The following is a 21,175-nucleotide window of genomic DNA, read 5'->3' on the forward strand; positions in this document are numbered from 1 at the left end:
TCGCGCGGTGGCCTGACCATGGGCCCGCTTCTTGCGGGCCCATTCCTTTTGCCTCACGATGAAAAAAACACTAGCCCGCTGGCTCGACAGCGATGTCGGCTACAGCTTCCGTACCTCGCCCGTGGCCATCGTCGCGGCGCTGATCGCGCTGGCCTGCGTCATCTGCGCGGTGTTCGCCGGCTGGGTGTCGCCGCACAACCCCTTCGACCTCGCCACGCTCGAACTCGGCGATGCGCGCCTGCCGCCCGCATGGAGCGCCGAAGGCTCTTCCAAATACCTGCTCGGCACCGACGACCAGGGCCGCGACATTCTCTCGGCAGTGATCTACGGCGCGCGCATCTCGCTGATCGTCGGCCTCGTGTCGGTGGCGTTGTCGCTCGCCGTCGGCGTGGTGCTGGGCCTGCTGGCCGGCTTCTTCGGCGGCTGGCTCGACTCCTTCCTGATGCGCATATGCGACGTGATGCTGTCGTTCCCGCCCATCCTGGTGGCACTGCTCATCGCCGGCGTCGGCCGCGCGCTCTTTCCCGGCGCGCACGAGTCGCTGGCCTTCGGCGTGCTGATCATCTCCATCTCGCTGACCGGCTGGGTGCAGTACGCGCGCACGGTGCGCGGCTCCACGCTGGTGGAGCGCAACAAGGAGTACGTGCAGGCCGCGCGCGTCACCGGCGTGGCGCCGCTGCGCATCATGTTGCGCCACGTGCTGCCCAACGTGATGGGGCCGGTGATGGTGCTGGCCACGATCCAGGTCGCGACGGCGATCATCACCGAGGCCACGCTCTCGTTCCTCGGCGTCGGCGTGCCGCCGACCTCGCCTTCGCTGGGTACGCTCATCAGCATCGGCAACCAGTACCTGTTCTCGGGCGAATGGTGGATCACGGTGTTTCCGGGCCTGATGCTGGTGCTGATCGCACTCAGCGTGAACCTGCTCGGCGACTGGCTGCGCGACGCGTTGAATCCGCGACTGCGCTGAACACAAGGAGAACGCCACCATGACGCTGCTCCAGGTCAAAGACCTCGTCGTCGAATTTCCGGGCCGCCGCGGCACGCTGCGCGCGCTCGACCGCATTTCCTTCGACATCGCGCCTGGCGAAATCCTCGGCGTGGTGGGCGAATCGGGCGCCGGCAAGTCGCTCACGGGCGCGGCCATCATCGGCCTGCTCGAACCGCCGGGCCGCGTGGCCGGCGGCGAGATCGTGCTGGACGGCCAGCGCATCGACAACCTCGGCTTCGATGCGATGCGGCCGATTCGCGGCCGCAAGATCGGCGCGATCTTCCAGGATCCGCTGACCTCGCTGAACCCGCTCTACACCGTGGGCCGGCAGCTGGTCGAGACCATTCGCGCGCACCTGCCCGTGTCGGAATCCGAAGCGCGCAAGCGGGCCATCGGCCTGCTGCAGGACACAGGCATCCCCGCCGCCGAGCAGCGCATCGACCACTTCCCGCACCAGTTCTCGGGCGGCATGCGGCAGCGCGTGGTGATTGCGCTGGCACTCGCGGCCGAGCCCAAGCTCATCGTGGCCGACGAGCCGACCACCGCGCTCGATGTGTCGATCCAGGCGCAGATCATCCAGTTGCTCAAGCAGGTGTGCAAGGACCGCGGCGCGGCGGTGATGCTGATCACGCACGACATGGGCGTGATCGCCGAAACCTGCGATCGCGTGGCCGTGATGTACGCGGGCCGCATCGCCGAGATCGGCCCGGTGCACGAGGTGATCCACCAGCCCGCGCATCCCTACACATCGGGCCTGATGGCATCGATTCCCGACATGGCGAGCGACCGCGAGCGGCTCAACCAGATCGACGGCGCGATGCCGCGGCTCAATGCCATTCCCGCCGGCTGCGCCTACAACCCGCGCTGCCCGCGCACCTTTGCGCGCTGCCTCGTCGAGCGGCCCGAGCTCATGCATGCCGGCGCCACGCGCGCGGCCTGCTGGCTGCACGACGCGACCGACCCGCACGCCGGCCAGGCCGAGATCGCGGCGAGGCACCACGATGCGCTGTCGGCCGGCGAACGCGCCGCGCCTGAAGCAGCCGAGCCCATCTCGGAGGTGACGCGATGAGCGCCGCCGCGAACGAACCGCTCGTGGTCGCGCACGACCTCGCGCGCACCTTCGACGTCTCTCCACCCTGGCTCAACCGCGTGCTCGAACGCAAGCCGCGCGTGCTGCTGCACGCGGTCGACGGCGTGAGCTTTTCCATCGAGCGCGGCAAGACGCTCGCGCTGGTGGGCGAGTCGGGCTGCGGCAAGAGCACCGTGGCGCGCCTGCTGGTGGGCTTGTACGCGCCCACGCGCGGTGGCCTGCAGTTCGACGGGCAGGACGCGCATGCCGCGTTCAAGACGCCCGAGGGCCGCAAGCTGCGCCGCCGCATCCAGATGATCTTCCAGGATCCCTACGCGAGCCTCAACCCGCGCTGGATCGTCGAGGACATCATCGGCGAGCCGCTGCGCGAGCACGGCATCCTGAGCGAAAAGGTCGCGCTGCGCGAGCGCGTGGGCGAGCTGCTCAAGTCGGTCGGCCTCTCGCCGCTGGACATGAGCAAGTACCCGCACCAGTTCTCGGGCGGCCAGCGCCAGCGCATCTCGATCGCGCGCGCGCTCGCCACGCAGCCCGAGTTCCTGGTGTGCGATGAGCCCACCTCGGCGCTCGACGTGAGCGTGCAGGCGCAGGTGCTCAACATCATGAAGGACCTGCAGCGCGAGCAGGGCCTGACCTACCTGTTCATCTCGCACAACCTTGCCGTGGTGCGCCACGTGGCCGACCAGGTCGGCGTGATGTACCTCGGCCGGCTGGTCGAGGTGGCCGACAAGCAGAAGCTCTTTGCCGAGCCGCGGCATCCGTACACGCGCATGCTGCTCGATGCCATCCCGCAGATGAAGCACACGGGGCGCTCGCGCACGCCGGTGCAGGGCGAGGTGCCGAACCCGCTGAACCCGCCGACGGGCTGCGCCTTTCATCCGCGCTGCCCGCATGCCAATGCGCGTTGTTCCTCGGAGCGGCCGAAGCTGCTGAGCATCGCGGGTGTCCAGGTGGCCTGCCACGCGGTGGAAGAGGGCCGCATCTAGCCGCTGAAAAGTGTGCGTTAAGGCACTGCACCGCATCGGGCGCAGCCGCACAGTGGGCGGCTGACCCGGAGGGAACCATGGCAGGCAAGGCAAATTTCTCGGACATCGAACGGCAAGGCGCACCCGAACTGGGCCGCCGAGGTTTCGTCATGGGTACCGCGCTCGGCGCGACCGCCGTGCTGGCATCCCTGGCGTCGCGCGCCCGTGCGGCTCCGCAGCGGCGCATGCCGGTCGTCTTCATCGGCCATGGCACGCCCATGAACGCCATCAGCGACAACGCGTTCACGCGCCGGCTGGCGGCCTGGGGTCGGGAGCTGCCACGGCCGACGGCCATCCTCAGCGTGTCGGCGCACTGGCTGAGCCGTGGCGCCACCGGTGTCGGCATGCAGGTGCGGCCGAAGACGATCCACGATTTCGGCGGCTTCCCGCAGGCGTTGTTCGACGTTGAATACCCCGCGCCCGGCCATCCTTCACTCGCCAGCGAGACCGTCGGCGCGGTGAGGCAGACACCGGTGATCGCCACCGAGCAATGGGGCCTCGACCATGGCACGTGGTCGGTGCTGAAGCATCTCTATCCGAAAGCGGACGTTCCGGTGTTCCAGCTCAGCATCGACTACGACAAGCCGGCCGCCTTTCACTATGCGGTGGGGCGCGATCTCGCAGTCTTGCGTGACAAGGGCGTGCTGGTGATGGGCAGTGGCAACGTGGTGCACAACCTGCGCGCCACCGATCGCGGCACGCCCGATGGGCCGAGCGCCAGCCGGCCATGGGCGCAATCGTTCGACGATGCGGTGAAGTCGGCGCTGGCAGGCCGGGACGACCGTGCGCTGGTCGACTACGCAAAGCTCGACGGAGCCTCCACCGCCGTGGCGACGCCGGACCACTACTACCCCTTCCTCTACGCCCTCGGTGCCGCAGGAACCAGCGAACGCGCGAAGACGGTCTACGAGGGATTCCAGTCGGGCACGCTCAGCATGCGTTGCCTGCAGTTCGGCTGAGCGCGCCGGCGCGGCAGCAGCGTTACTGCTCCTCGCCCCAGGCGAACCCGTCGCGCGCAATCATCGCGCTCGACGCACTCGGGCCCCAGGTGCCGGCCGCATAGGGGCGCGGGCCGCCGTCCGATTCCCAGCTGTCGATCAGCGGCTCGACCCAGCGCCAGGCTTCTTCCTGCTCGTCGCTGCGCACGAACAGGTTGAGGCGGCCGTCGATCACGTCGAGCAGCAGGCGCTCGTAGGCGCCCACGCGCTCGGCGCCGAAGCGCTTGTCGAAGTCGAGGTCGAGCTGAACCGGCGCCAGTTGCGCGGCGTTGCTGTGGCCGTTGCCGCCACGCTGCCGGTTGTCCTGGGCCTGCGCGAGCATGTGCAGTTCCAGCCCGTCCTTGGGCTGCAGGTTGATCACCAGCTTGTTGACGTTGCCGGTCGGCGCGCGGTAGATCGCATGCGGCGTGGGCCTGAAGTTGACCTCGATGCGCGCATCGCGCGAGGCCAGCCGCTTGCCGGTGCGGATGTAGAAGGGCACGCCGGCCCAACGCCAGTTGGCGATTTCGGTGCGCAGCGCCACGAAGGTTTCGGTGCGGCTATCGGGGTTCACACCGGGCTCGTCGCGGTAGCCCGGCACGCGCTCGCCGTAGGCCGTGCCGGCCGTGTACTGGCCACGCACCGTGTGCAGGCCCAGCGTTTCGGGCGTCCAGGGCTTGAGCGCGCGCAGCACCTTGAGCTTTTCGTCGCGGATGGCGTCGGCGTGCGAGTTGATCGGCGGCTCCATGCCGATCGCGCACAGCAACTGCAGCGCGTGGTTCTGCACCATGTCGCGCAGCGCGCCGGTCTGGTCGTAGAAGGCGCCGCGCTTTTCCACGCCCAGGTCCTCGGCCATGGTGATCTGGATGTTGGCGATGTGCTCGCGGCGCCAGATGGGCTCGAACAGCGCATTGCCAAAGCGCATGGCGAACAGGTTCTGCACCGATGGCTTGCCGAGGTAGTGGTCGATGCGAAAGACCTGCTTCTCCTCGAGCACCTTGCCGACCGCGGCGTTGATCGCGCGGTTGGAGGCGAGGTCATGGCCCAGCGGCTTTTCGAGCACGATGCGCGTCCTCGGCCCGTTGAGGCCGGCCGCGGCGATCTGCTCGACCACCTGCGTGAAGAGCGCGGGCGCCGTGGCGACGTACATCACGATCGTCTTCGCGTCGCGCTGCTTGAGCAGGTCGGCCAGCCGCACATAGTCGTCGGGCTTGGACAGGTCCATGCGCAGGAAGTGCAGCATCGACGCGAACTTCTCGAACTCCTCGGGGGAGGGCCGCTTGGCGCCCTCGACCGCGCTGAAGCGCGACTGGATCAGTTCCCGGTACTGGTCGTCCGACAGGTCGTCCCGCGCCACGCCGACGATGCGCCCGTCTTGCGGCAGGCTGCCGTGCCGGAATGCCTGGAACAACGCGGGCATGAGCTTGCGCCACGCGAGATCGCCAGTGCCGCCGAACAGAACGAGATCGAAGCTCATGAAAAACTTTCCTTTGTCTGAATGCCGAGCAGGTCGTGGGCCGCCGAGAGGGCCACTTGCGATGGTACTTGTACCGATTCGCCCGACCTGTACTAAAGCTACGCTGACCTGTGGCCGCGAGGCCTTTTTTTATGCATGAGGCGGAGAAAATTCAAATGAAGAAGCTTTTTACCGCAGCCGCGCTGCTCGGGTTGTCGGCTGCCGCGTCGGCGCAGACCGTCAACGTGATCTGTTCGGTCCAGGCCGAGTGGTGCAGCGTGATCTCCACCGTCTACGCGCGCACCACCGGTGTGCGCATCAACATGGCGCTCAAGGGCTCCGGCGAGGCGCTGGCCCAGCTGATCGCCGAAAAGGACAACCCCAAGACCGACGTCTGGTTCGGCGGCACCGGCGACCCGCACCTGCAGGCGGCCGAGCAGGGGCTCACGCTCGAATACAAGTCGCCCACGCTCTCGCAGCTGCACCCCTGGGCCCAGCAGCAGGCCAGGCAGTCGGGCTACAAGACCGTCGGCATCTATTCGGGTCCGCTGGGCTTCGGCTACAACCCCGAGCTGCTGGCCAAGAAGAAGCTGCCCGTGCCCAAGACCTGGGCCGACCTGCTCAAGCCCGAGTACAAGGGAGACATCCAGGTGGCCAACCCGGCCTCCAGCGGCACGGCCTACACCATGATCGCCACGCTGGTGCAGCTGATGGGCGAGGACAAGGCCTTCGACTACCTGAAGGCGCTGCACAAGAATGTCGGCCAGTACACCCGCTCGGGCACCGGCCCGATCAAGGCGGTGGCGCGCGGCGAAACCGCGATTTCCATCAGCTTCGTGCATGACGGCCCCGGCGAGAAAATGCAGGGCTTCCCGGTCGAGACCATCACGCCGAGCGACGGCACCGGCGCCGAGATCGGCTCCATGAGCATCGTCAAGGGCGCGCGCAACCTCGAGGCGGCCAAGAAGTTCTACGAGTGGGCGCTGACGCCCGCCGCGCAGGAGCTCGGCGCCGCCAACAAGCAGTTCCAGCTGCCGAGCAACGTGAACGCCAAGCTCGACCCGCGCATCCCCGACTTCAAGAAGATCAAGTTCATCAACTACGACTACGCCAAATACGGCGCGAGCACCGAGCGCCGGCGCCTGATCGCGCGCTGGGAAAAAGACGTCAATTCGCTGCCGCGCTGAGTGGCTGCGCATTTGATCGACACCGGCGCGCCGGTCAATCCGGCGTCCCTGGCCGCGGCCAGGCGCTCGCAGCGCTGGATCTGGGCATGGGTCGCGCTGGGCCTTGCCGCGTACCTGCTGCTGCCCTGGTACGCGATTCAGGACGCGACCTGGTACGAAGCCGTTCCGCAGGTGTTCGGCCAGGCGGAGGGTGCCAACGGTCTGATGCAGGCGGCGACGCAGGGTCGGGGCTGGCTCTTCGTCGGCCTTGCTGGGCTGCTGATGTGCGCGGCAGGTGCGTGGCTGCCTGCTGGCCGTAGCCAGGGACGCTGGCTGCTCGCGGGTGGCGCGATCGGCGCCATCGGGCTGGCCGTGACAGGCTTCGCGATCGGCGCGCGGGGCTGGAGCTTCGCGGCGCTCAACACGCAGTTCGGCGATCTGGCCGTCAACCAGTTCGGCATCGGCGCGGGCGGCTTCGTGGCGCTCGCTGCGCTCGTGCTGCTGGCCGCCTTCGGCATCGCGCGGCTCGGCCTTTTCAAGGGTGACCTGTTCGTGGCGGCCGCGGTCATCGGCTGCGGCGTGCTGATGGCGCTGTTCATCGCCTACCCGGTGAGCAAGGCGCTGTCGGGTGCATTCTTCAACGAAGATGGGCAGTGGTCGATCGCCGCGTTTGTCGCGCGCGTGTTCACCGAACGCATCTGGGGGCTGGGGTGCCTTTCCGGCGGCGTGCGCTGCGGCGTGGCGTGGAACACGCTGGTACTGGCCCTGCTCACCGCGGCCGGCACGACCTTTCTCGGCACGCTGATGGCACTGATGGCCGAGCGCGGCAGCAAGCGCGGGCAAGGCGCGCTGCGGGTGCTGGCGCTGCTACCGATCATCACGCCGCCGTTCGTGGTGGGCCTCGGCCTGATCCTGCTGTTCGGCCGCGCCGGCATCGTCAACCAGGTGCTGGAGAACGTGTTCGGCATCGAGCCCACGCGCTGGTTCTATGGCATGCCGGGCGTGCTGGTGGCGCAGCTGTTCGCGTTCACGCCCATCGCCTTCATGATCATGCGGGGCGTGGTGCAGGGCATTGCGCCAAGCCTCGAGGAAGCCGCGCAGATGCTGCGCGCCGACCGCCGCCGCACCTTCTTCACCATCACGCTGCCGCTGCTGAAGCCGGGGCTGGCCAACGCCTTCCTGGTGGGATTCATCGAGAGCATCGCCGACTTCGGCAACCCGGTGGTGGTGGGCGGGCAGTTCTCGGTGCTGTCGACCGACATCTTCTTCGCCATCGTCGGCGCGCAGTACGACCAGGGCCGCGCGGCCTCGCTGGCCTGGGTGCTGACGCTGTTTGCGCTCGGCGTGTTCGCGCTGCAGCGCGGCCTGCTGGGCAAGCAGAACTACACGACCGTCAGCGGCAAGGGCGATGCCGGCATCCCGATGGCGCTGCCCGATGGCGTGCGCCGCACCATCCAGTGCATCGCGCTGCCGTGGATCGCGTTCACCGCGGTGGTCTACCTGTTCGCCTTCGCGGGCGGCTTCGTGCAGACCTGGGGGCGCGACTACAGCTTCACGCTGAACCACTTCAGGAACGCGTTCTCGCTCGAATGGGGGCAGTTCGGGCTGGTGTGGGCGGGTACGGCATGGAACTCGCTGATCACCACGCTCAAGCTCGCGGGCATCTCGGCGCCCATCACTGCGGCGCTGGGCCTGCTGATCGCGTGGCTGCTGGCGCGCAACGAGTTCAGGGGACAGGGGCTGTTCGAGTTCGGCACGCTGCTGGCCTTCGCCATTCCGGGGACGGTGCTCGGCGTGAGCTACATCCTGGCCTTCAACGTGCCGCCATTCGAGCTCACGGGCACGGGGCTCATCATCGTGCTGTGCTTCATGTTTCGCAATTTGCCTGTGGGTGTGCGTGCAGGCACTGCGGCCTTCAAGCAGCTCGACCGCTCGCTCGACGAAGCCTCGCTGATGCTGCGCGCATCGACCTCGCAGACGCTCTTCAAGGTGGTGCTGCCGTTGCTGAAGCCCGCGCTGGTGGCCGCGCTGGTCTACAGCTTCGTGCGCGCGATGACGACGGTGAGCGCGGTGATCTTCCTGGTCACGGCCGAGAACGAGCTGGCCACCACCTACATCATCGGCCGCGTCGGCAACGGCGACTACGGCATCGCGCTGGCGTACTGCACGGTGCTGATGATCCTGATGTCGCTGGCGATTGCACTGGTGCAGTTCGTGGTGGGAGAGCGAAAGCTGGGACGACGAGGGGTCACGCCGCAGCATCAGGGACATCACAAAATGGAAGACCTGGCATGAACGGCATCGAATTCCGCAACGTCACCAAGCGCTACGGCACCGACAGGAACGCGCCGCTGGCCGTCAAGGGCATCAGCTTCGAAGTGCCTGTCGGCACGCTCACCACCATCCTCGGCCCGTCGGGCTGCGGCAAGACGACCACGCTGCGCATGATCGCGGGGCTCGAGTCGCCGACCTCGGGTTCGATTTTCATGGGCGGGCGCGACGTTACCACGCTGGGGCCGGCCGAGCGCAACGTCAGCATGATGTTCCAGAGCTACGCGCTGTTCCCGCACATGAACGTGATCGAGAACGTGGGCTACGGGCTGCGCATGAGCGGCGTGAAGAAGGACGAGGCCACCGCGCGGGCACGCGAGGCGTTGCGCGGCGTGGGCCTGGTCGGCTTCGACGAGCGGTTGCCCAGCGAACTCTCGGGCGGCCAGCAGCAGCGCGTGGCGCTGGCGCGCGCGCTGGTGCTGGAGCCGGCGGTGCTGCTTTTCGACGAGCCGCTCTCCAACCTCGACGCCCGCCTGCGCCGCGAGATGCGCGAGGAAATCCGCGCGCTGCAGCAGCGCTTGAAGCTGACCGTGGCCTACGTCACGCACGACCAGAGCGAGGCGCTGGCCGTGAGCGACCAGATCATCGTGATGGACCACGGCGTGATCGCCCAGCGCGGCACGCCCGAGCAGCTCTACGGGCGGCCCGAGAGCGAGTTCGTCGCTGGTTTCATGGGCGAGGCGATGGTGTTCCCCGCCACGGCGCAGGCCGACGGCAGCGTGGCGCTCGGCCCGCTGCGCCTGCAGCCGCGCCATGCGGTGGCACCCGGCACGGTGAAGGTTGCGGTGCGTCCCGAAGCCTGGCAGATCGGCGCCGCGGACGCGGGCAGCGGCCTGCCGGCCACGCTGCGCAAGGCGGCGTACCTCGGCAGCTTCTACGAATACGGCTTCGACACCACCCTGGGGCCGGTCTTCGTGGTGTCGAACGACCTGTCCCGTCCGCTGGCGGCGGGCGCGCAGGCCACGCTGTCGCTGGGAGCCCACGGCGTGAGCGTGGTGCCCGGTGCATGAAACAATGGCGCCATGAACGTGGTTTTCGACCTGGGCGCCGTGCTGTTCGCATGGGAGCCCACCCGGCTGGTACAGGCCCATCTCGCGCAGCACGCGCCCACTGAGGCCGCCGCGGTCGCCATGGGCCGGGCACTTTTCCATCACGACGACTGGACGGGTTTCGACTGCGGCACCCGCACGCTGGACGATGCCATCGCCCGCATGTCGGCCCGGCTCTCGCTGCCGGCCGGGCCGCTTCGCACCATGCTCGAAGGACTGGGCGAGCGGCTGGAGCCGATCGGCGTCACGGTCGACATGCTCGAACAGCTGGTCGCGCACCGCGAGGCCGGCCAGCCGCTGCGCCTGTACTACCTGTCGAACATGCCTGCGTCGTACGCCCGCGCCATCGAGCGCCGGCATGCGTTCATGCAGCGCTTCGACGGCGGCGTGTTCTCGGGCGACGTGAAGTTCCTCAAGCCCGAGCGCGAGATCTACGAGGTGCTGGCGATGCGCTACGCGCTCGATCCGCAACAGACCGTGTTCATCGACGACTCCGCCGCCAACGTAGAGGCGGCGCGCGCCTTCGGCTGGCAGGCCATCCACTGCACCACGCCGGCCATGCTGCCGTCGCAGCTGCAGCGCTATCTACCGGTCAGCACCACCTTGTCGGTGTCGAACCCCAGGCTGCTGGCGTAGTCCAGCTCGGCCTTCAGCACCGCGTCGTCCAGGCGCGGCGCGCGCGACAGCACCCAGAGGTATTCGCGGTCGGGCGTGCCGACGAGCGACACCTCGTAGTTGCGGTCGAGCTTCAGGATCCAGTAGTCGCCCCAGACCATGGGCAGCCAGCTAAGCCAGGCGGGCGCAAAGCGCACTTGGAGTCGGCCCGCGCCGGGCTGGCCTGCCACGGGCACCACGCGCGCGGTGCCGGTCGCCTGGTCGAAATTGCCGTCCGCGCGCGCGCAGCGGTTCACGACCTGCACGGTGCCGTCGGGCTGGAGTGTGTACTCGGCGGTCACGGGGCCGGCGCAGGCTTTCTGGAAGCGGTTCGGCAGGCGCGCCTGCTCGTGCCAGATGCCGGCATAGCGCCGCAGGTCGACCGGCGCCACCACCTGCAGCGGAGCCCGCATCAGCGGTGCGCCGTCGGCCGGGCCGGCCGGTTGCACACGCGCGGTGCGCGAAGCTTGGAGGGCCAGCCAGGCCGCGGCGCCGCCCATGACGAAAGCGGTGGCCATGGTGCCGATCGCCGCGCTGGTGCGGCGGTCGTCGAAGGGCTGGCCGTCGGGAGGCGCGGGGCCGCGTTGGCGATGGGACATGGAGGGCTCCTGGCTGAAAATTTCGGCGTGGAGCGCAGCGTAGCCCCGGGCGGGCGGCCGATGCCGTCAGCCGCGGACCACAGCCGGTGTAGGGCAGGGCGGCTGACAACCCTGTACGCAACAGGCTGATAGAGCGGCGGAAAACCCGTGCTACGGTGCGCATGAAAACATCGGCCCACGCGCAACTGCGTGCAGGACTTGTCACAACCCGCACTGGATAATCATTTCATGAACCAACTCGATGCCCTCCGCCAGTGGACCACCGTCGTCGCCGACACCGGTGACTTCAAGCAGCTCAGCGTTTCCAGGCCGCAGGACGCGACCACCAATCCGTCGCTCATCCTCAAGGCCGTGCAGAAGGCCGAATACCGGCCGCTGCTCGATGAAACCGTGAAGAAGCACGCCGGCAAGCCGCTCGATGAGGTCATCGATCGCCTGCTGGTGCGCTTCGGCAGCGAAATCCTCTCGATCATCCCGGGCCGCGTGTCGACCGAGGTCGACGCCCGCCTGTCCTTCGACACGGCCGCGACCGTGGCGCGCGGCGAGCGCATCGTGGCGCTCTACAAGGCCGAAGGCATCGACACCGAAAAGCGCCTGCTGATCAAGGTGGCCTCCACCTGGGAAGGTATCGAGGCGGCGCGCGAACTCGAGAGGAAGGGCATCCGCACCAACCTCACGCTGCTGTTCTCGTTCGCGCAGGCCGTGGCTTGCGGCGCGGCCGGCGTGCAGCTCATCTCGCCCTTCGTGGGCCGCATCTACGACTGGTACAAGAAGTCGGCCGGCGCCAAGTGGGACGAAGCGGCCAGTGCCGGCGCCAACGACCCGGGCGTCAAGTCGGTGCGGGAAATCTTCAACTACTACAAGCAGCACGGCATCAAGACCGAGGTGATGGGCGCGAGCTTTCGCAACGTGGGACAGATCCAGGCGCTGGCTGGTTGCGACCTGCTGACCATCAGCCCCGAGCTGCTGGCCGAGTTGGCCGCCAGCAACGAACCGCTGCAGCACGCGCTCGACGCCAAGGCCGCACCCGGGGGCGACATCGCCAAGGTCAGCTACGACGAGGCGGGCTTCCGCTTTGCGCTGAACGAAGATGCCATGGCCACCGAGAAGCTCGCGGAAGGCATCCGCGCCTTCGCAGCCGACGCTGTGAAGCTCGAAAAACTCATGCAGGAAAGCGGCAAGTAAACATGGCCATGACCCTTCGCTGCGACCATGCGCCGGCCTGGGCGCAACTCCAGTCCAGTTTCGAAACGGCGGGCCGCCAGTTCGACGTGCGCCACGCCTTCGTGGACGACGCGAACCGCTTTGCGCGTTTCAGCCAGGAGGCGCCGTATGTCTTCGCAGACCTGTCGAAGAACCTGATCGACGCACGCACCGAGGAGCTGCTGCTCGCGCTGGCCCGCGAATGCGGCCTCGAGGCGCACCGCGACGCCATGTTCGCGGGCGAGCACATCAACGTCACCGAAGACCGCGCCGTGCTGCACACGCTGCTGCGCGCGCCGGCCGATGCGCCGACCGGGCCCAAGACCGCGAACGAGCTGCGCGAGGTGCACGCCACGCTCGACGCGATGCTGGCCTATGCAGAGAAGGTGCGCGGCGACCACACGATCACCGACGTGGTCAACATCGGCATCGGCGGCTCCGACCTCGGCCCGCAGATGGCGGTGCTGGCGCTGGCCGAGTTCGCCGCGCCGGGCAAGCGATTCCACTTCGTCTCGAACGTCGACGGCCACGAGCTGGCCGGCGTGCTGCAGGGCCTGGCGCCCGAGCACACGCTGTTCCTCATTGCCTCGAAGACTTTCACCACGGCCGAGACGATGACCAACGCGCAGTCGGCCAGGCGCTGGTACGAGCAGTCGGGCGGCACCGACATCGCGGGCCACTTCGCGGCGCTCACCACCAACGTGGAAGCGGCGAAGAAGTTCGGCATCGACACCACCTTCGGCTTCTGGGACTGGGTGGGCGGGCGCTATTCGCTGTGGTCGGCCATCGGCCTGCCGATTGCGCTGGCCATCGGCGCCGACGGTTTCCGCCGCCTGCTGGCGGGCGCGCATGCGATGGACGAGCACTTCCGCACCGCGCCGCTGGAGCACAACCTGCCGGTGCGGCTGGGCCTGCTCGACGTCTGGTATCGCAACTTCCACAAGTTCACGAGCCGCAGCATCGCGCCTTACCACAGCGCACTCAAGCGCGTGCCGGCCTATCTGCAGCAGCTCGAGATGGAAAGTAACGGCAAGCAGGTCGATGCCAGCGGCAAGCCCGTGGACTTCGGCACCTCGCCCGTGCTCTGGGGCGAGCCCGGCACCAACGGCCAGCATGCCTACTTCCAGATGCTGCACCAGGGCACCGACGTGATTCCGCTCGAATTCGTGGCGGTGCGCGACGCGGCGCACGACCTTGAAGGCCATCACCCCAAGCTGCTGGCCAACGCGCTCGCGCAAGCGCAGGCGTTGATGGTCGGCAAGCTCGACGAGGGCGGCCACAAGAACTTCCCGGGCAACCGGCCAAGTACCTTCTTCGTGTTCGAGAAGCTCACGCCCGAATCGCTGGGCGCCTTCCTCGCGATGTACGAACACCGCGTGTTCACCAGTGGCGCGCTGTGGGGCATCAACAGTTTCGACCAGTGGGGCGTGGAGTTGGGCAAGGTGCTCGCGCGCGACATCGAGCCGCGCCTGGCCTCGGGCGACGTCGCGGGGCTCGATGCATCGACGGCAGGGCTGTTGAAGCGGCTCGGAAACTGAAGAATCCGGACCCGGATTCGTTGGGCGGCTTCTTGAAATAAGCCGTTTGTTTGCGTACGAATGGCCGAGTTTGCCGTTGGAAGATGCATCGATATGATCGGTCCGGGGAAATTTCCCTGGGACCCATCAAGAGGAGTCGATCAATGGATTTTCAAACAGCGGTCAAGACTTGTTTCAGCAAATACGCCGATTTCAACGGGCGCGCGTCGCGCTCGGAATATTGGTGGTTCGTGCTGGCCGAGGTCATCGTGCTCATCGTTGCGAGCCTCATTCATCAGTTCGTGTACGTCATCGCGGCGCTGGGTTTCCTGCTGCCCGCGCTGGCCGTGGGCGCGCGCCGCCTGCACGACATCGGCAAGAGCGGCTGGCTCCAGTTGTTGATGCTCATCCCGATCGTCAACCTCGTGCTGATCTATTTCTACGTGCAGCCCTCCCAGCCCGAGACCAACCCGCACGGCGCACCGGCGAGCGCCTGAGCTTTGCAACGGCGCACGCAGCGCTGGATCGTCAGGGCCGCGCAAGCGGCCCTTTTTCCTGGCCGCTCGCCATGCGCACGCACAGGTCGAAGGCCTGCTGCAGGCCCTCGATGTTCGCGATGCCCCGGCCCGCGATGTCGAATGCACTGCCGCTGGCCGACGTGGCCACCGGCACAGGCAGGCCGCCATGCAGCGTCACGCCCTGCTCGAAGCCCATGAGCTTCATCGCGATCTGGCCCTGGTCGTGGTACATCGACACCACCGCATCGACGTCGCCGCGGCGCGCGCCGATGAACACCGTGTCGGGCGAGAACGGGCCGCGTGCGTCGAAGCCCTCGGCGCGCAGCCGCTCGACGGCGGGCGCGATGATCTCGATTTCCTCCATGCCGATGGAGCCGCCGTCGCCCGCGTGCGGGTTGAGCCCCGTCACCGCGATGCGCGGTTCCGCCACGCCCGCGCGGCGCAGCGCGGCGGCGATGATCTTCACAGCGTCGCTCACGCCCTGCACGGTGATGTGGCTCGCCACGTCCTTCAGTGGAATGTGCGAGGTCACGCGCGAGGTCCACAGCGAACCGGTGAGGTTGAACTCGCAGACGAAGCCCGTCACCGCGAAGCGCTCCTGCATGTAGCGCAGCTCGTCCTCGTGCACGAGGCCGCCCAGGCGCAGCGAATGCTTGTTGAGCGGCGCGAAAAGGATGCCCTCGGCCTGGCCGCGGCGCACCGCCAGCGTGGCCAGTTCCAGCGCCTCGAACGAAGCCCGGCCGGACTGTTCGTTCGACTCGCCGGGCACCGGCTCCTGTCCCTTCATCCAGTCGCGCGCGAGAAGGCTGGGCCGGCCGTCCTCGAAATGCAGCTCGTCGAGGCTCGCGACCTGCAGCGGGGCCAGCTTCAGGCCCGCCACGCGTTCGCCAGCGGCCAGCACCACCGGATCGGCGATCAGCAGCACGCGCGCGGCGTCCAGGTTGCGCTGGCGCGCCAGCAGCTTCACGGCCATTTCGGGGCCGACGCCGCCGGGGTCGCCGAGCAGCACGGCGATGCGGGGCTTGGCGGAGATCACGCTCGGCGTCTTGGGTGGGGTGGGCATGGTGTCGGTTGGATGCGGTTGAAGAAAAAGGGGAACAAGGGCCGGCTCATTCGGCCTTGATGTTGGCGTCGCGCACGAGCTGGCCGTAGTGGTCGAACTCCTGCCTGTTCATCGCCGCGAAGGGTTCGCCGGTCAGTGTTCCAGGCTCGCCGCCCAGCGCCTTGATGCGGCTCTGCACATCGGCCAGCTTCAGCGTGCGCACGAGTTCGGCGCTCAGCCGCTCGATCGCGGGGCGGGGCGTGCCGGCCGTCACGTAGAGGCCGTACCAGGTGGACACGTCGGCACCCTTGATGCCCTGCTCGGCCAGCGTGGGCACGTCGGGCAGCTCGGGCGAGCGCTGCGGCGCGCTCACGGCCAGCGCGCGGAACTTGCCGGCCCTGATCTGGCCCATGGCCGAGGAGGTGCTGTCGAACATCATGTCGACCTCTCCCGAGATGATGTCGACGTGCGCCTGCGAACTGCCCTTGTAGGGCACATGGATCGACTTCATGCCGGTGGCCAGGTTGAAGGCCTCGCCGCCCACGTGCTGGGTGCTGCCGATGCCGGACGACGCGTACTTGAAGCCGCCGGGTTTCATTGCCATCGCCGTCACAAGGTCCCTCACCGACCTGTACGGCGAGTTCGCGGACACCACCAGCACGTTGGGCATCACGGCCACCAGGCCCACGGGCTGCAGGTCTTTCAGCGGGTCGTACTTGAGCTTGAGGATGTGCGGCGCCACTGCCTGCGCCGTGTTGGTGGCCAGCAGCAGCGTGGCGCCATCGGCCGGCGCGCGGGCCGTGAGTTCGCCGGCAATGGTGTTGGAGGCGCCGGGCCGGTTCTCGACCACCACGGGCTGCTTGAGCGCTGGCGACAGCTTGTCGGCCAGCACGCGCGCAAGGATGTCGGTACCGCCTCCGGGCGAGGCGCCCACCATGATGCGCAGGGGCTTGTCGGGGTAGGCGGACTGGGCGCCGGCCGACGCCGCGGCCAGCAGCGCGGCGGCCAGGCCTGCCGCGCGGGCCAGGGAGTAAAGCTTCATCGGGTCGTCTCCTGCTTGTTGTGGGGACCGAGCGTACGGAGCTTCGCCATCCCGATCCAATCGAAAAAGCCCGAAGCTTCATATACTTTTGTGCATGAACTCCGGCTCGACCGATGCCTCGCTGATGCTCCACGTGCGGCCGCGCCAGCTGCTGCTGCTGGCCCGGCTCGACGCCCACCGCCATCTCGGCCGCGCGGCCGAGGCCATGAACATCAGCCAGCCCGCGGCCACCAAGCTGCTGCAGCAGCTTGAAGACTCGCTCGGTGAAAAGCTCTTCGAGCGGTTGGCGCGGGGCATGGAGCCCACGCCCTACGGCGAGATCCTGATCCGCTATGCCCGCCGCGTGCTCAGCGACTTCGGCACTGCGCGCGAGGAGATGCTGGCCCTGCGCTCGGGCCTGAGTGGCGCCTTGCGCGTGGGCAGCGTACCGGGCGCCGTGCCCGAGCTGCTGGCGCCGGCGCTGGTGGAGTACCACCGCCGCCATCCGCAGGTGGCCGTGTCGGTGGTGGTCGAGACCAGCGACGTGATCCAGGCGCAGCTGGAGCAGGGCGATGTCGACCTCGTGCTGGGCCGGCTCACCGACGGCCACGACGAGGCGAAGTACGCGAGCGTGCCGCTGCTGGGCGAATCGCAGGTGGTGGTGGTGCGCATCGCGCACCCGGTGTTCGACCGCCCCACGGTCACGCTGGCCGAGATGGCGAACTGGTCCTGGGTGCTGCAGCCGCCGGGCTCGCCGCAGCGCGGGCGCTTCGAGGCGGCGATGCGCGAGGCGGGCATCCAGGCCCGGCTCGACATCATCGAAACGGCATCGCCCATTGCCATCACCGCCTTGCTGGAAAGCTCCGACATGGCGGCCGTGATGCCTGCCTCGCAGGCCAGCCACTACGCCCGGCTGGGCGTGCTTCGCACCGTTCCGGTGGAACTGCCGGTGCGCGTGCCGCCGATTTGCCTCATCACCCGCGAGGACCGTGCGCTTTCGCCGGCCGCCGCCCAGTTCCGGCGCCAGTTGCTGGGCGGCGGCTGAAGCCTTTGGGTTGCCGTTTTACATGCTGTCTTGCGTGAACTAGGGAATTCACTAGCCAACTGGTGCATGAAAGTACTGGTATCGACTGCGGAAGTACCAAAACCGCAAGCGCGTTTCTCCAGAATCCGACCACGGCGACCCGACAAACAAGAGGGCGTCGCTCACCTCTAGGAGACAACATGAAGCGTTTTCTGAAAGCGGGCCTCGTCCTCGCACTCATCGGCACGGGCGCCGTGTCCCAGGCTGCCACCGAACTCGTGATCGCGACCGTGAACAACGGCCACATGATCGAGATGCAGAAGCTCACCCCCTTCTTCGAAAAAGCCAACCCCGACATCAAGCTCAAGTGGGTCACGCTGGAAGAGGGCACGCTGCGCCAGCGCGTGACCACCGACATCGCCACCAAGGGCGGCCAGTTCGACGTGATGACCATCGGCCTGTACGAAACCCCGATCTGGTCGAAGAAGGGCTGGCTCAAGCCCATCGCCACCGACGCCGCCTACGACATCGACGACCTGCTGCCCGCCATCCGCAACGGCCTGTCGAACGACGGCAAGCTCTACGCCGCGCCCTTCTACGGCGAGAGCTCGATGCTCATGTACCGCAAGGACCTGGCGGACAAGGTCGGCGTCAAGTTCTCCGACCAGCCGACCTGGGCGCAGGTGAAGGAGTTCGCCGACAAGGCCAACGACCCGAAGGCCGGTGTGTACGGCATGTGCCTGCGCGGCAAGCCGGGCTGGGGCGACAACATGGCCTTCCTGACCACGCTGGTCAACACCCACGGTGGCCAGTGGTTCGACATGCAGTGGAAGCCGCAGATCGACAGCAAGCCCTGGAAGGACGCGATCACCTTCTACGTCGACATGATGAAGAAGGATGGCCCTCCGGGTGCCTCGGCCAACAGCTTCAACGAGAACCTCGCGCTCTTCAACGAAGGCAAGTGCGCGGCCTGGGTCGACGCGACCATCGCGGCCTCGTTCATCAGCGACCCGAAGCAGTCGAAGGTGGCCGACAAGGTGGCCTTTGCGCAGGCGCCCACGGCCACCACGCCGAAGGGTGCCAACTGGCTGTGGTCGTGGAACCTCGCCATTCCGGCCAGCTCGACCAAGGACGAGGCGGCGCAGAAGTTCATCAAGTGGGCGACCTCCAAGGACTACATCAACCTCGTGGCCAAGGAAACCGGCTGGGCTTCGGTGCCGACCGGCACGCGCAAATCGACCTACGCGAACCCCGAGTTCCAGAAGGTCGCCAAGTTCGCCGAAGCGGAGAAGAAGGCCATCGACAGCGCGAACCTCACCGACAGCACGCTGCCCAAGTCGCCGTACGTCGGTGTGCAGTACGCGGCCATTCCCGAGTTCCAGGCCATCGGCGTGGCGGTGGGCCAGCAGATGAGCGCGGCGCTGTCGGGCAAGGTCACTGTGGACCAGGCGCTGAAGACATCGCAGACGGCGGCCGAGCGCGAGATGAAGAAGGCCGGGTACTACAAGTAAGTCTTCGGGCTTGCTCCCTCCCCCGCTGGGGGAGGGTAGGGGTGGGGGCTCGCGGCGCATCGTTCGGTGCCGCGCCTGATCGGGCAGCCCCCATCCCCGCCTTCCCCCAGAGGGGGAAGGAGCCAGAGACAACAAGAAGGGACTGCCCATGAAACGACTCCTGCCCCGCGCCCTCATGGCGCCCGCCGTGCTCACGCTCTTCGCCTGGATGATCGTGCCGCTCGTGATGACGCTGTACTTCTCGCTGGTGAACTACAACCTTATGCAGCCCGGCGAGCACACCTTCGCGGGCATCGAGAACTTTCACTACTTCGTCACCGACCCCGACTTCTGGCCGGCCACGTGGAACACGCTGCTGCTGATCGGCAGCGTGATCGTCATCACGGTGGTGCTGGGCGTGCTGCTCGCGCTGCTGGTGAACGAGCCCTTCCCTGGGCGCGGCATCGTGCGGGTGCTGCTGATCTCGCCGTTCTTCGTCATGCCCGCGGTCAACGCGCTGCTGTGGAAGCACATGATGATGAACCCCATCTACGGCGTGCTGGCCGACGTGTGGCGCGCCTTCGGCGCCCAGCCGGTCGACTGGCTCACCGACGTGCCGCTGCTCTCCGTGATCATCATGGTGGCCTGGCAGTGGCTGCCGTTCGCCTGCCTGATCTTCATCACCTCGCTGCAGTCGCTCGACCGCGAGCAGATGGAAGCCGCGCGCATGGACGGCGCGAGTTCGTTCCAGCGCTTCTTCTATCTCACCATTCCGCACCTCGGCCGCCCGATGGCGGTGGTGATCATGATCGAGATGATCTTTCTGCTCAGCATCTTTGCCGAGATCGCCATCACCACCAACGGCGGCCCGGGCAACGAGAGCACGAACATGACCTACATGATCTTCAAGCAGTCGCTGATGAATTTCGACGTGGGCGTGGCCTCCGCCGGGGCGCTGTTCGCGGTGGTGCTGGCCAACATCGTGGCCGTGTTCCTGATCCGCATCATCGGCAAGAACCTTGACTAGTCATGTTGCACACCCCCAGTCTTCGCGCACTTCGTGTCGCTTCGCCAACCCCCTTGCAGGGGGCAACACCAACGGCCCGGCCGAGCCGGTTCCGTGGTGTTCCTGGAATGGGCCGTGTCTTGCCCTCCGCACGATGGAGTAACTGAACCATGCAACAACAAGCTCCCAGCAACTTCCTGCCGCAGCTGCTGCGCACCGTCGGCGCGTGGGCCGTCGCGCTGCTGCTGTTCTTCCCGCTCGGCTGGCTGTTCCTCACGGCCTTCAAGACGGAGCTGCAGGCGATCCATGTACCGCCGCTCTTCGTCTTCGAGCCCACGCTCGACAACTTCGGTGAGGTGCAGCGCCGCAGCGACTACCTGCTGTACGCGCGCAACTCGCTCATCACCAGCCTGGGCTCGACCATCCTCGGCCTGTTGATCGCGGCGCCGGCCGCGTACTCGATGGCCTTCTTCCGCACGAAGAAGACGCGCGACATCCTGATGTGGATGCTCTCCACCAAGATGATGCCGGCCGTGGGCGCGCTGGTGCCGATCTACGTGATCGCGCAGACCGCGGGCATGCTGGATTCGCTCACCGCGCTGACCATCGTGTTCACGCTGTCGAACCTGCCGATCATGGTGTGGATGCTCTACAGCGCCTACAAGGACATTCCGAACGAGATCCTCGAAGCTGCGCGCATGGATGGCGCCAGCCTGTGGACCGAGTTCCGACACGTCGTGATGCCGCTGTCGGTGGGCGGCCTCGCATCGACCGGCCTGCTGTGCCTGGTGCTGAGCTGGAACGAGGCCTTCTGGGCGCTCAACCTCACCTCCGCCAAGGCCGGCACGCTGGCCACGCTCATCGCGTCGTACTCCAGCCCCGAGGGCCTGTTCTGGGCCAAGTTGTCGGCGGCTTCGCTGATGGCCATCGCGCCCATCGTGGTGTTCGGCTGGTTCAGCCAGAAGCAACTGGTGCAAGGCCTGACCTTCGGCGCCGTCAAGTAAAGAAAGGGAGACATC

19 protein-coding genes are annotated in these 21,175 nt (G+C 67.4%); 15 read left to right on the forward strand and 4 right to left on the reverse strand.

The window, feature by feature from the left end; genetic code table 11:
* The first annotated feature begins 58 nt into the window (after positions 1–58).
* From ACEN9N_RS01100 to ygiD, 4 genes are all read left to right on the forward strand, one after another.
* On the forward strand, positions 59–970 hold the full coding sequence (locus tag ACEN9N_RS01100; protein WP_007833986.1) for an ABC transporter permease: 912 nt from the start codon (positions 59–61) through the stop codon (positions 968–970).
* Positions 971–989: 19 nt separating this feature from the next.
* Complete coding sequence (locus ACEN9N_RS01105) at positions 990–2,060, forward strand: ABC transporter ATP-binding protein (protein WP_007833988.1); 1,071 nt, start codon at positions 990–992, stop codon at positions 2,058–2,060.
* Positions 2,057–3,064, forward strand: coding sequence for an ABC transporter ATP-binding protein (locus tag ACEN9N_RS01110; RefSeq protein ID WP_007833990.1), 1,008 nt, complete (start codon positions 2,057–2,059; stop codon positions 3,062–3,064). The genes ACEN9N_RS01105 and ACEN9N_RS01110 overlap by 4 nt, the downstream gene beginning before the upstream one ends.
* A 77-nt stretch (positions 3,065–3,141) precedes the next feature.
* A complete protein-coding gene (gene ygiD / locus ACEN9N_RS01115; RefSeq protein WP_495655195.1) occupies positions 3,142–4,062 on the forward strand; it encodes a 4,5-DOPA-extradiol-dioxygenase in 921 nt (306 codons plus the stop codon).
* 22 nt (positions 4,063–4,084) lie between these two features.
* On the opposite strand, the gene zwf is transcribed toward ygiD, so the two are convergent.
* The gene (gene zwf / locus ACEN9N_RS01120) at positions 4,085–5,557 is read right to left on the reverse strand and encodes a glucose-6-phosphate dehydrogenase (protein ID WP_413315194.1); all 1,473 of its coding nucleotides are present in this window, start codon (positions 5,555–5,557) and stop codon (positions 4,085–4,087) included.
* Positions 5,558–5,712: 155 nt separating this feature from the next.
* Between zwf and ACEN9N_RS01125 the strand changes: the two genes are divergently transcribed.
* From ACEN9N_RS01125 to ACEN9N_RS01140, 4 genes are read left to right on the forward strand one after another with little or no spacing between them, the layout of a single operon-like run.
* On the forward strand, positions 5,713–6,723 hold the full coding sequence (locus tag ACEN9N_RS01125) for an ABC transporter substrate-binding protein (RefSeq protein ID WP_042673464.1): 1,011 nt from the start codon (positions 5,713–5,715) through the stop codon (positions 6,721–6,723).
* Positions 6,724–6,735: 12 nt separating this feature from the next.
* Entirely contained in the window at positions 6,736–8,997 is a 2,262-nt protein-coding gene (locus tag ACEN9N_RS01130) for an ABC transporter permease (RefSeq protein ID WP_495656437.1), read from the forward strand.
* Complete coding sequence (locus ACEN9N_RS01135) at positions 8,994–10,043, forward strand: ABC transporter ATP-binding protein (RefSeq protein ID WP_007834001.1); 1,050 nt, start codon at positions 8,994–8,996, stop codon at positions 10,041–10,043. Before ACEN9N_RS01130 ends, ACEN9N_RS01135 begins: the two co-directional genes overlap by 4 nt.
* Before the next feature lie 12 nt (positions 10,044–10,055).
* Entirely contained in the window at positions 10,056–10,718 is a 663-nt protein-coding gene (locus ACEN9N_RS01140; RefSeq protein WP_007834003.1) for an HAD family hydrolase, read from the forward strand.
* Here ACEN9N_RS01140 and ACEN9N_RS01145 read toward each other — a convergent pair.
* Positions 10,664–11,335, reverse strand: coding sequence for a lipocalin family protein (locus ACEN9N_RS01145; protein WP_413335588.1), 672 nt, complete (start codon positions 11,333–11,335; stop codon positions 10,664–10,666). The two genes, ACEN9N_RS01140 and ACEN9N_RS01145, sit on opposite strands and share 55 nt — an antisense overlap.
* 228 nt (positions 11,336–11,563) lie before the next feature.
* Here ACEN9N_RS01145 and tal point away from each other — a divergent pair, with 228 nt between their 5' ends.
* The 3 genes from tal to ACEN9N_RS01160 all read left to right on the forward strand — a co-directional run bounded on the left by tal (position 11,564) and on the right by ACEN9N_RS01160 (position 14,552).
* Positions 11,564–12,520, forward strand: a complete 957-nt coding sequence (gene tal / locus ACEN9N_RS01150) for a transaldolase (protein WP_007834007.1) — start codon at positions 11,564–11,566, stop codon at positions 12,518–12,520.
* A gap of 2 nt (positions 12,521–12,522) precedes the next feature.
* Positions 12,523–14,076: a glucose-6-phosphate isomerase gene (gene pgi / locus ACEN9N_RS01155; protein WP_495655196.1), complete on the forward strand. Its 1,554-nt coding sequence runs from the start codon at positions 12,523–12,525 to the stop codon at positions 14,074–14,076.
* A 143-nt stretch (positions 14,077–14,219) separates the two neighbouring features.
* Positions 14,220–14,552 (forward strand): DUF805 domain-containing protein, encoded by a 333-nt coding sequence (locus ACEN9N_RS01160; protein WP_007834009.1) that lies wholly within the window; start codon positions 14,220–14,222, stop codon positions 14,550–14,552.
* Between the two features lie 31 nt (positions 14,553–14,583).
* Here ACEN9N_RS01160 and ACEN9N_RS01165 read toward each other — a convergent pair whose 3' ends face one another.
* Together ACEN9N_RS01165 and ACEN9N_RS01170 are read right to left on the reverse strand one after the other, a co-directional pair.
* Positions 14,584–15,636, reverse strand: a complete 1,053-nt coding sequence (locus ACEN9N_RS01165) for a 4-hydroxythreonine-4-phosphate dehydrogenase PdxA (protein WP_413332217.1) — start codon at positions 15,634–15,636, stop codon at positions 14,584–14,586.
* Positions 15,637–15,682: 46 nt separating this feature from the next.
* Positions 15,683–16,657, reverse strand: a complete 975-nt coding sequence (locus ACEN9N_RS01170; protein ID WP_413315199.1) for a Bug family tripartite tricarboxylate transporter substrate binding protein — start codon at positions 16,655–16,657, stop codon at positions 15,683–15,685.
* Between the two features lie 94 nt (positions 16,658–16,751).
* Here ACEN9N_RS01170 and ACEN9N_RS01175 point away from each other — a divergent pair, with 94 nt between their 5' ends.
* The 4 genes from ACEN9N_RS01175 (at position 16,752) to ACEN9N_RS01190 (ending at position 21,160) form a co-directional block, all read left to right on the forward strand.
* Positions 16,752–17,681: a LysR family transcriptional regulator gene (locus ACEN9N_RS01175; protein ID WP_007834019.1), complete on the forward strand. Its 930-nt coding sequence runs from the start codon at positions 16,752–16,754 to the stop codon at positions 17,679–17,681.
* 179 nt (positions 17,682–17,860) lie between these two features.
* Positions 17,861–19,171, forward strand: coding sequence for an ABC transporter substrate-binding protein (locus ACEN9N_RS01180; protein ID WP_495655197.1), 1,311 nt, complete (start codon positions 17,861–17,863; stop codon positions 19,169–19,171).
* 148 nt (positions 19,172–19,319) lie between these two features.
* Positions 19,320–20,177: a carbohydrate ABC transporter permease gene (locus tag ACEN9N_RS01185; protein ID WP_495655198.1), complete on the forward strand. Its 858-nt coding sequence runs from the start codon at positions 19,320–19,322 to the stop codon at positions 20,175–20,177.
* A gap of 149 nt (positions 20,178–20,326) precedes the next feature.
* Positions 20,327–21,160, forward strand: coding sequence for a carbohydrate ABC transporter permease (locus ACEN9N_RS01190; RefSeq protein ID WP_413315201.1), 834 nt, complete (start codon positions 20,327–20,329; stop codon positions 21,158–21,160).
* The last annotated feature ends 15 nt before the right edge of the window (positions 21,161–21,175 follow it).

Source organism: Variovorax sp. Varisp46, assembly GCF_059491885.1.

Excerpts from the sequence above, each read along its gene's own strand:
- ACEN9N_RS01100 (WP_007833986.1), top strand. The coding sequence starts at position 59 with ATGAAAAAAACACTAGCCCGCTGGCTCGACAGCGATGTCGGCTACAGC.
- ACEN9N_RS01105 (WP_007833988.1), top strand. The coding sequence starts at position 990 with ATGACGCTGCTCCAGGTCAAAGACCTCGTCGTCGAATTTCCGGGCCGC.
- ACEN9N_RS01110 (WP_007833990.1), top strand. The coding sequence starts at position 2,057 with ATGAGCGCCGCCGCGAACGAACCGCTCGTGGTCGCGCACGACCTCGCG.
- ygiD (WP_495655195.1), top strand. The coding sequence starts at position 3,142 with ATGGCAGGCAAGGCAAATTTCTCGGACATCGAACGGCAAGGCGCACCC.
- zwf (WP_413315194.1), bottom strand. The coding sequence starts at position 5,557 with ATGAGCTTCGATCTCGTTCTGTTCGGCGGCACTGGCGATCTCGCGTGG.
- ACEN9N_RS01125 (WP_042673464.1), top strand. The coding sequence starts at position 5,713 with ATGAAGAAGCTTTTTACCGCAGCCGCGCTGCTCGGGTTGTCGGCTGCC.
- ACEN9N_RS01135 (WP_007834001.1), top strand. The coding sequence starts at position 8,994 with ATGAACGGCATCGAATTCCGCAACGTCACCAAGCGCTACGGCACCGAC.
- ACEN9N_RS01140 (WP_007834003.1), top strand. The coding sequence starts at position 10,056 with ATGAACGTGGTTTTCGACCTGGGCGCCGTGCTGTTCGCATGGGAGCCC.
- ACEN9N_RS01145 (WP_413335588.1), bottom strand. The coding sequence starts at position 11,335 with ATGTCCCATCGCCAACGCGGCCCCGCGCCTCCCGACGGCCAGCCCTTC.
- tal (WP_007834007.1), top strand. The coding sequence starts at position 11,564 with ATGAACCAACTCGATGCCCTCCGCCAGTGGACCACCGTCGTCGCCGAC.
- pgi (WP_495655196.1), top strand. The coding sequence starts at position 12,523 with ATGGCCATGACCCTTCGCTGCGACCATGCGCCGGCCTGGGCGCAACTC.
- ACEN9N_RS01160 (WP_007834009.1), top strand. The coding sequence starts at position 14,220 with ATGGATTTTCAAACAGCGGTCAAGACTTGTTTCAGCAAATACGCCGAT.
- ACEN9N_RS01165 (WP_413332217.1), bottom strand. The coding sequence starts at position 15,636 with ATGCCCACCCCACCCAAGACGCCGAGCGTGATCTCCGCCAAGCCCCGC.
- ACEN9N_RS01170 (WP_413315199.1), bottom strand. The coding sequence starts at position 16,657 with ATGAAGCTTTACTCCCTGGCCCGCGCGGCAGGCCTGGCCGCCGCGCTG.
- ACEN9N_RS01175 (WP_007834019.1), top strand. The coding sequence starts at position 16,752 with ATGAACTCCGGCTCGACCGATGCCTCGCTGATGCTCCACGTGCGGCCG.
- ACEN9N_RS01180 (WP_495655197.1), top strand. The coding sequence starts at position 17,861 with ATGAAGCGTTTTCTGAAAGCGGGCCTCGTCCTCGCACTCATCGGCACG.
- ACEN9N_RS01185 (WP_495655198.1), top strand. The coding sequence starts at position 19,320 with ATGAAACGACTCCTGCCCCGCGCCCTCATGGCGCCCGCCGTGCTCACG.
- ACEN9N_RS01190 (WP_413315201.1), top strand. The coding sequence starts at position 20,327 with ATGCAACAACAAGCTCCCAGCAACTTCCTGCCGCAGCTGCTGCGCACC.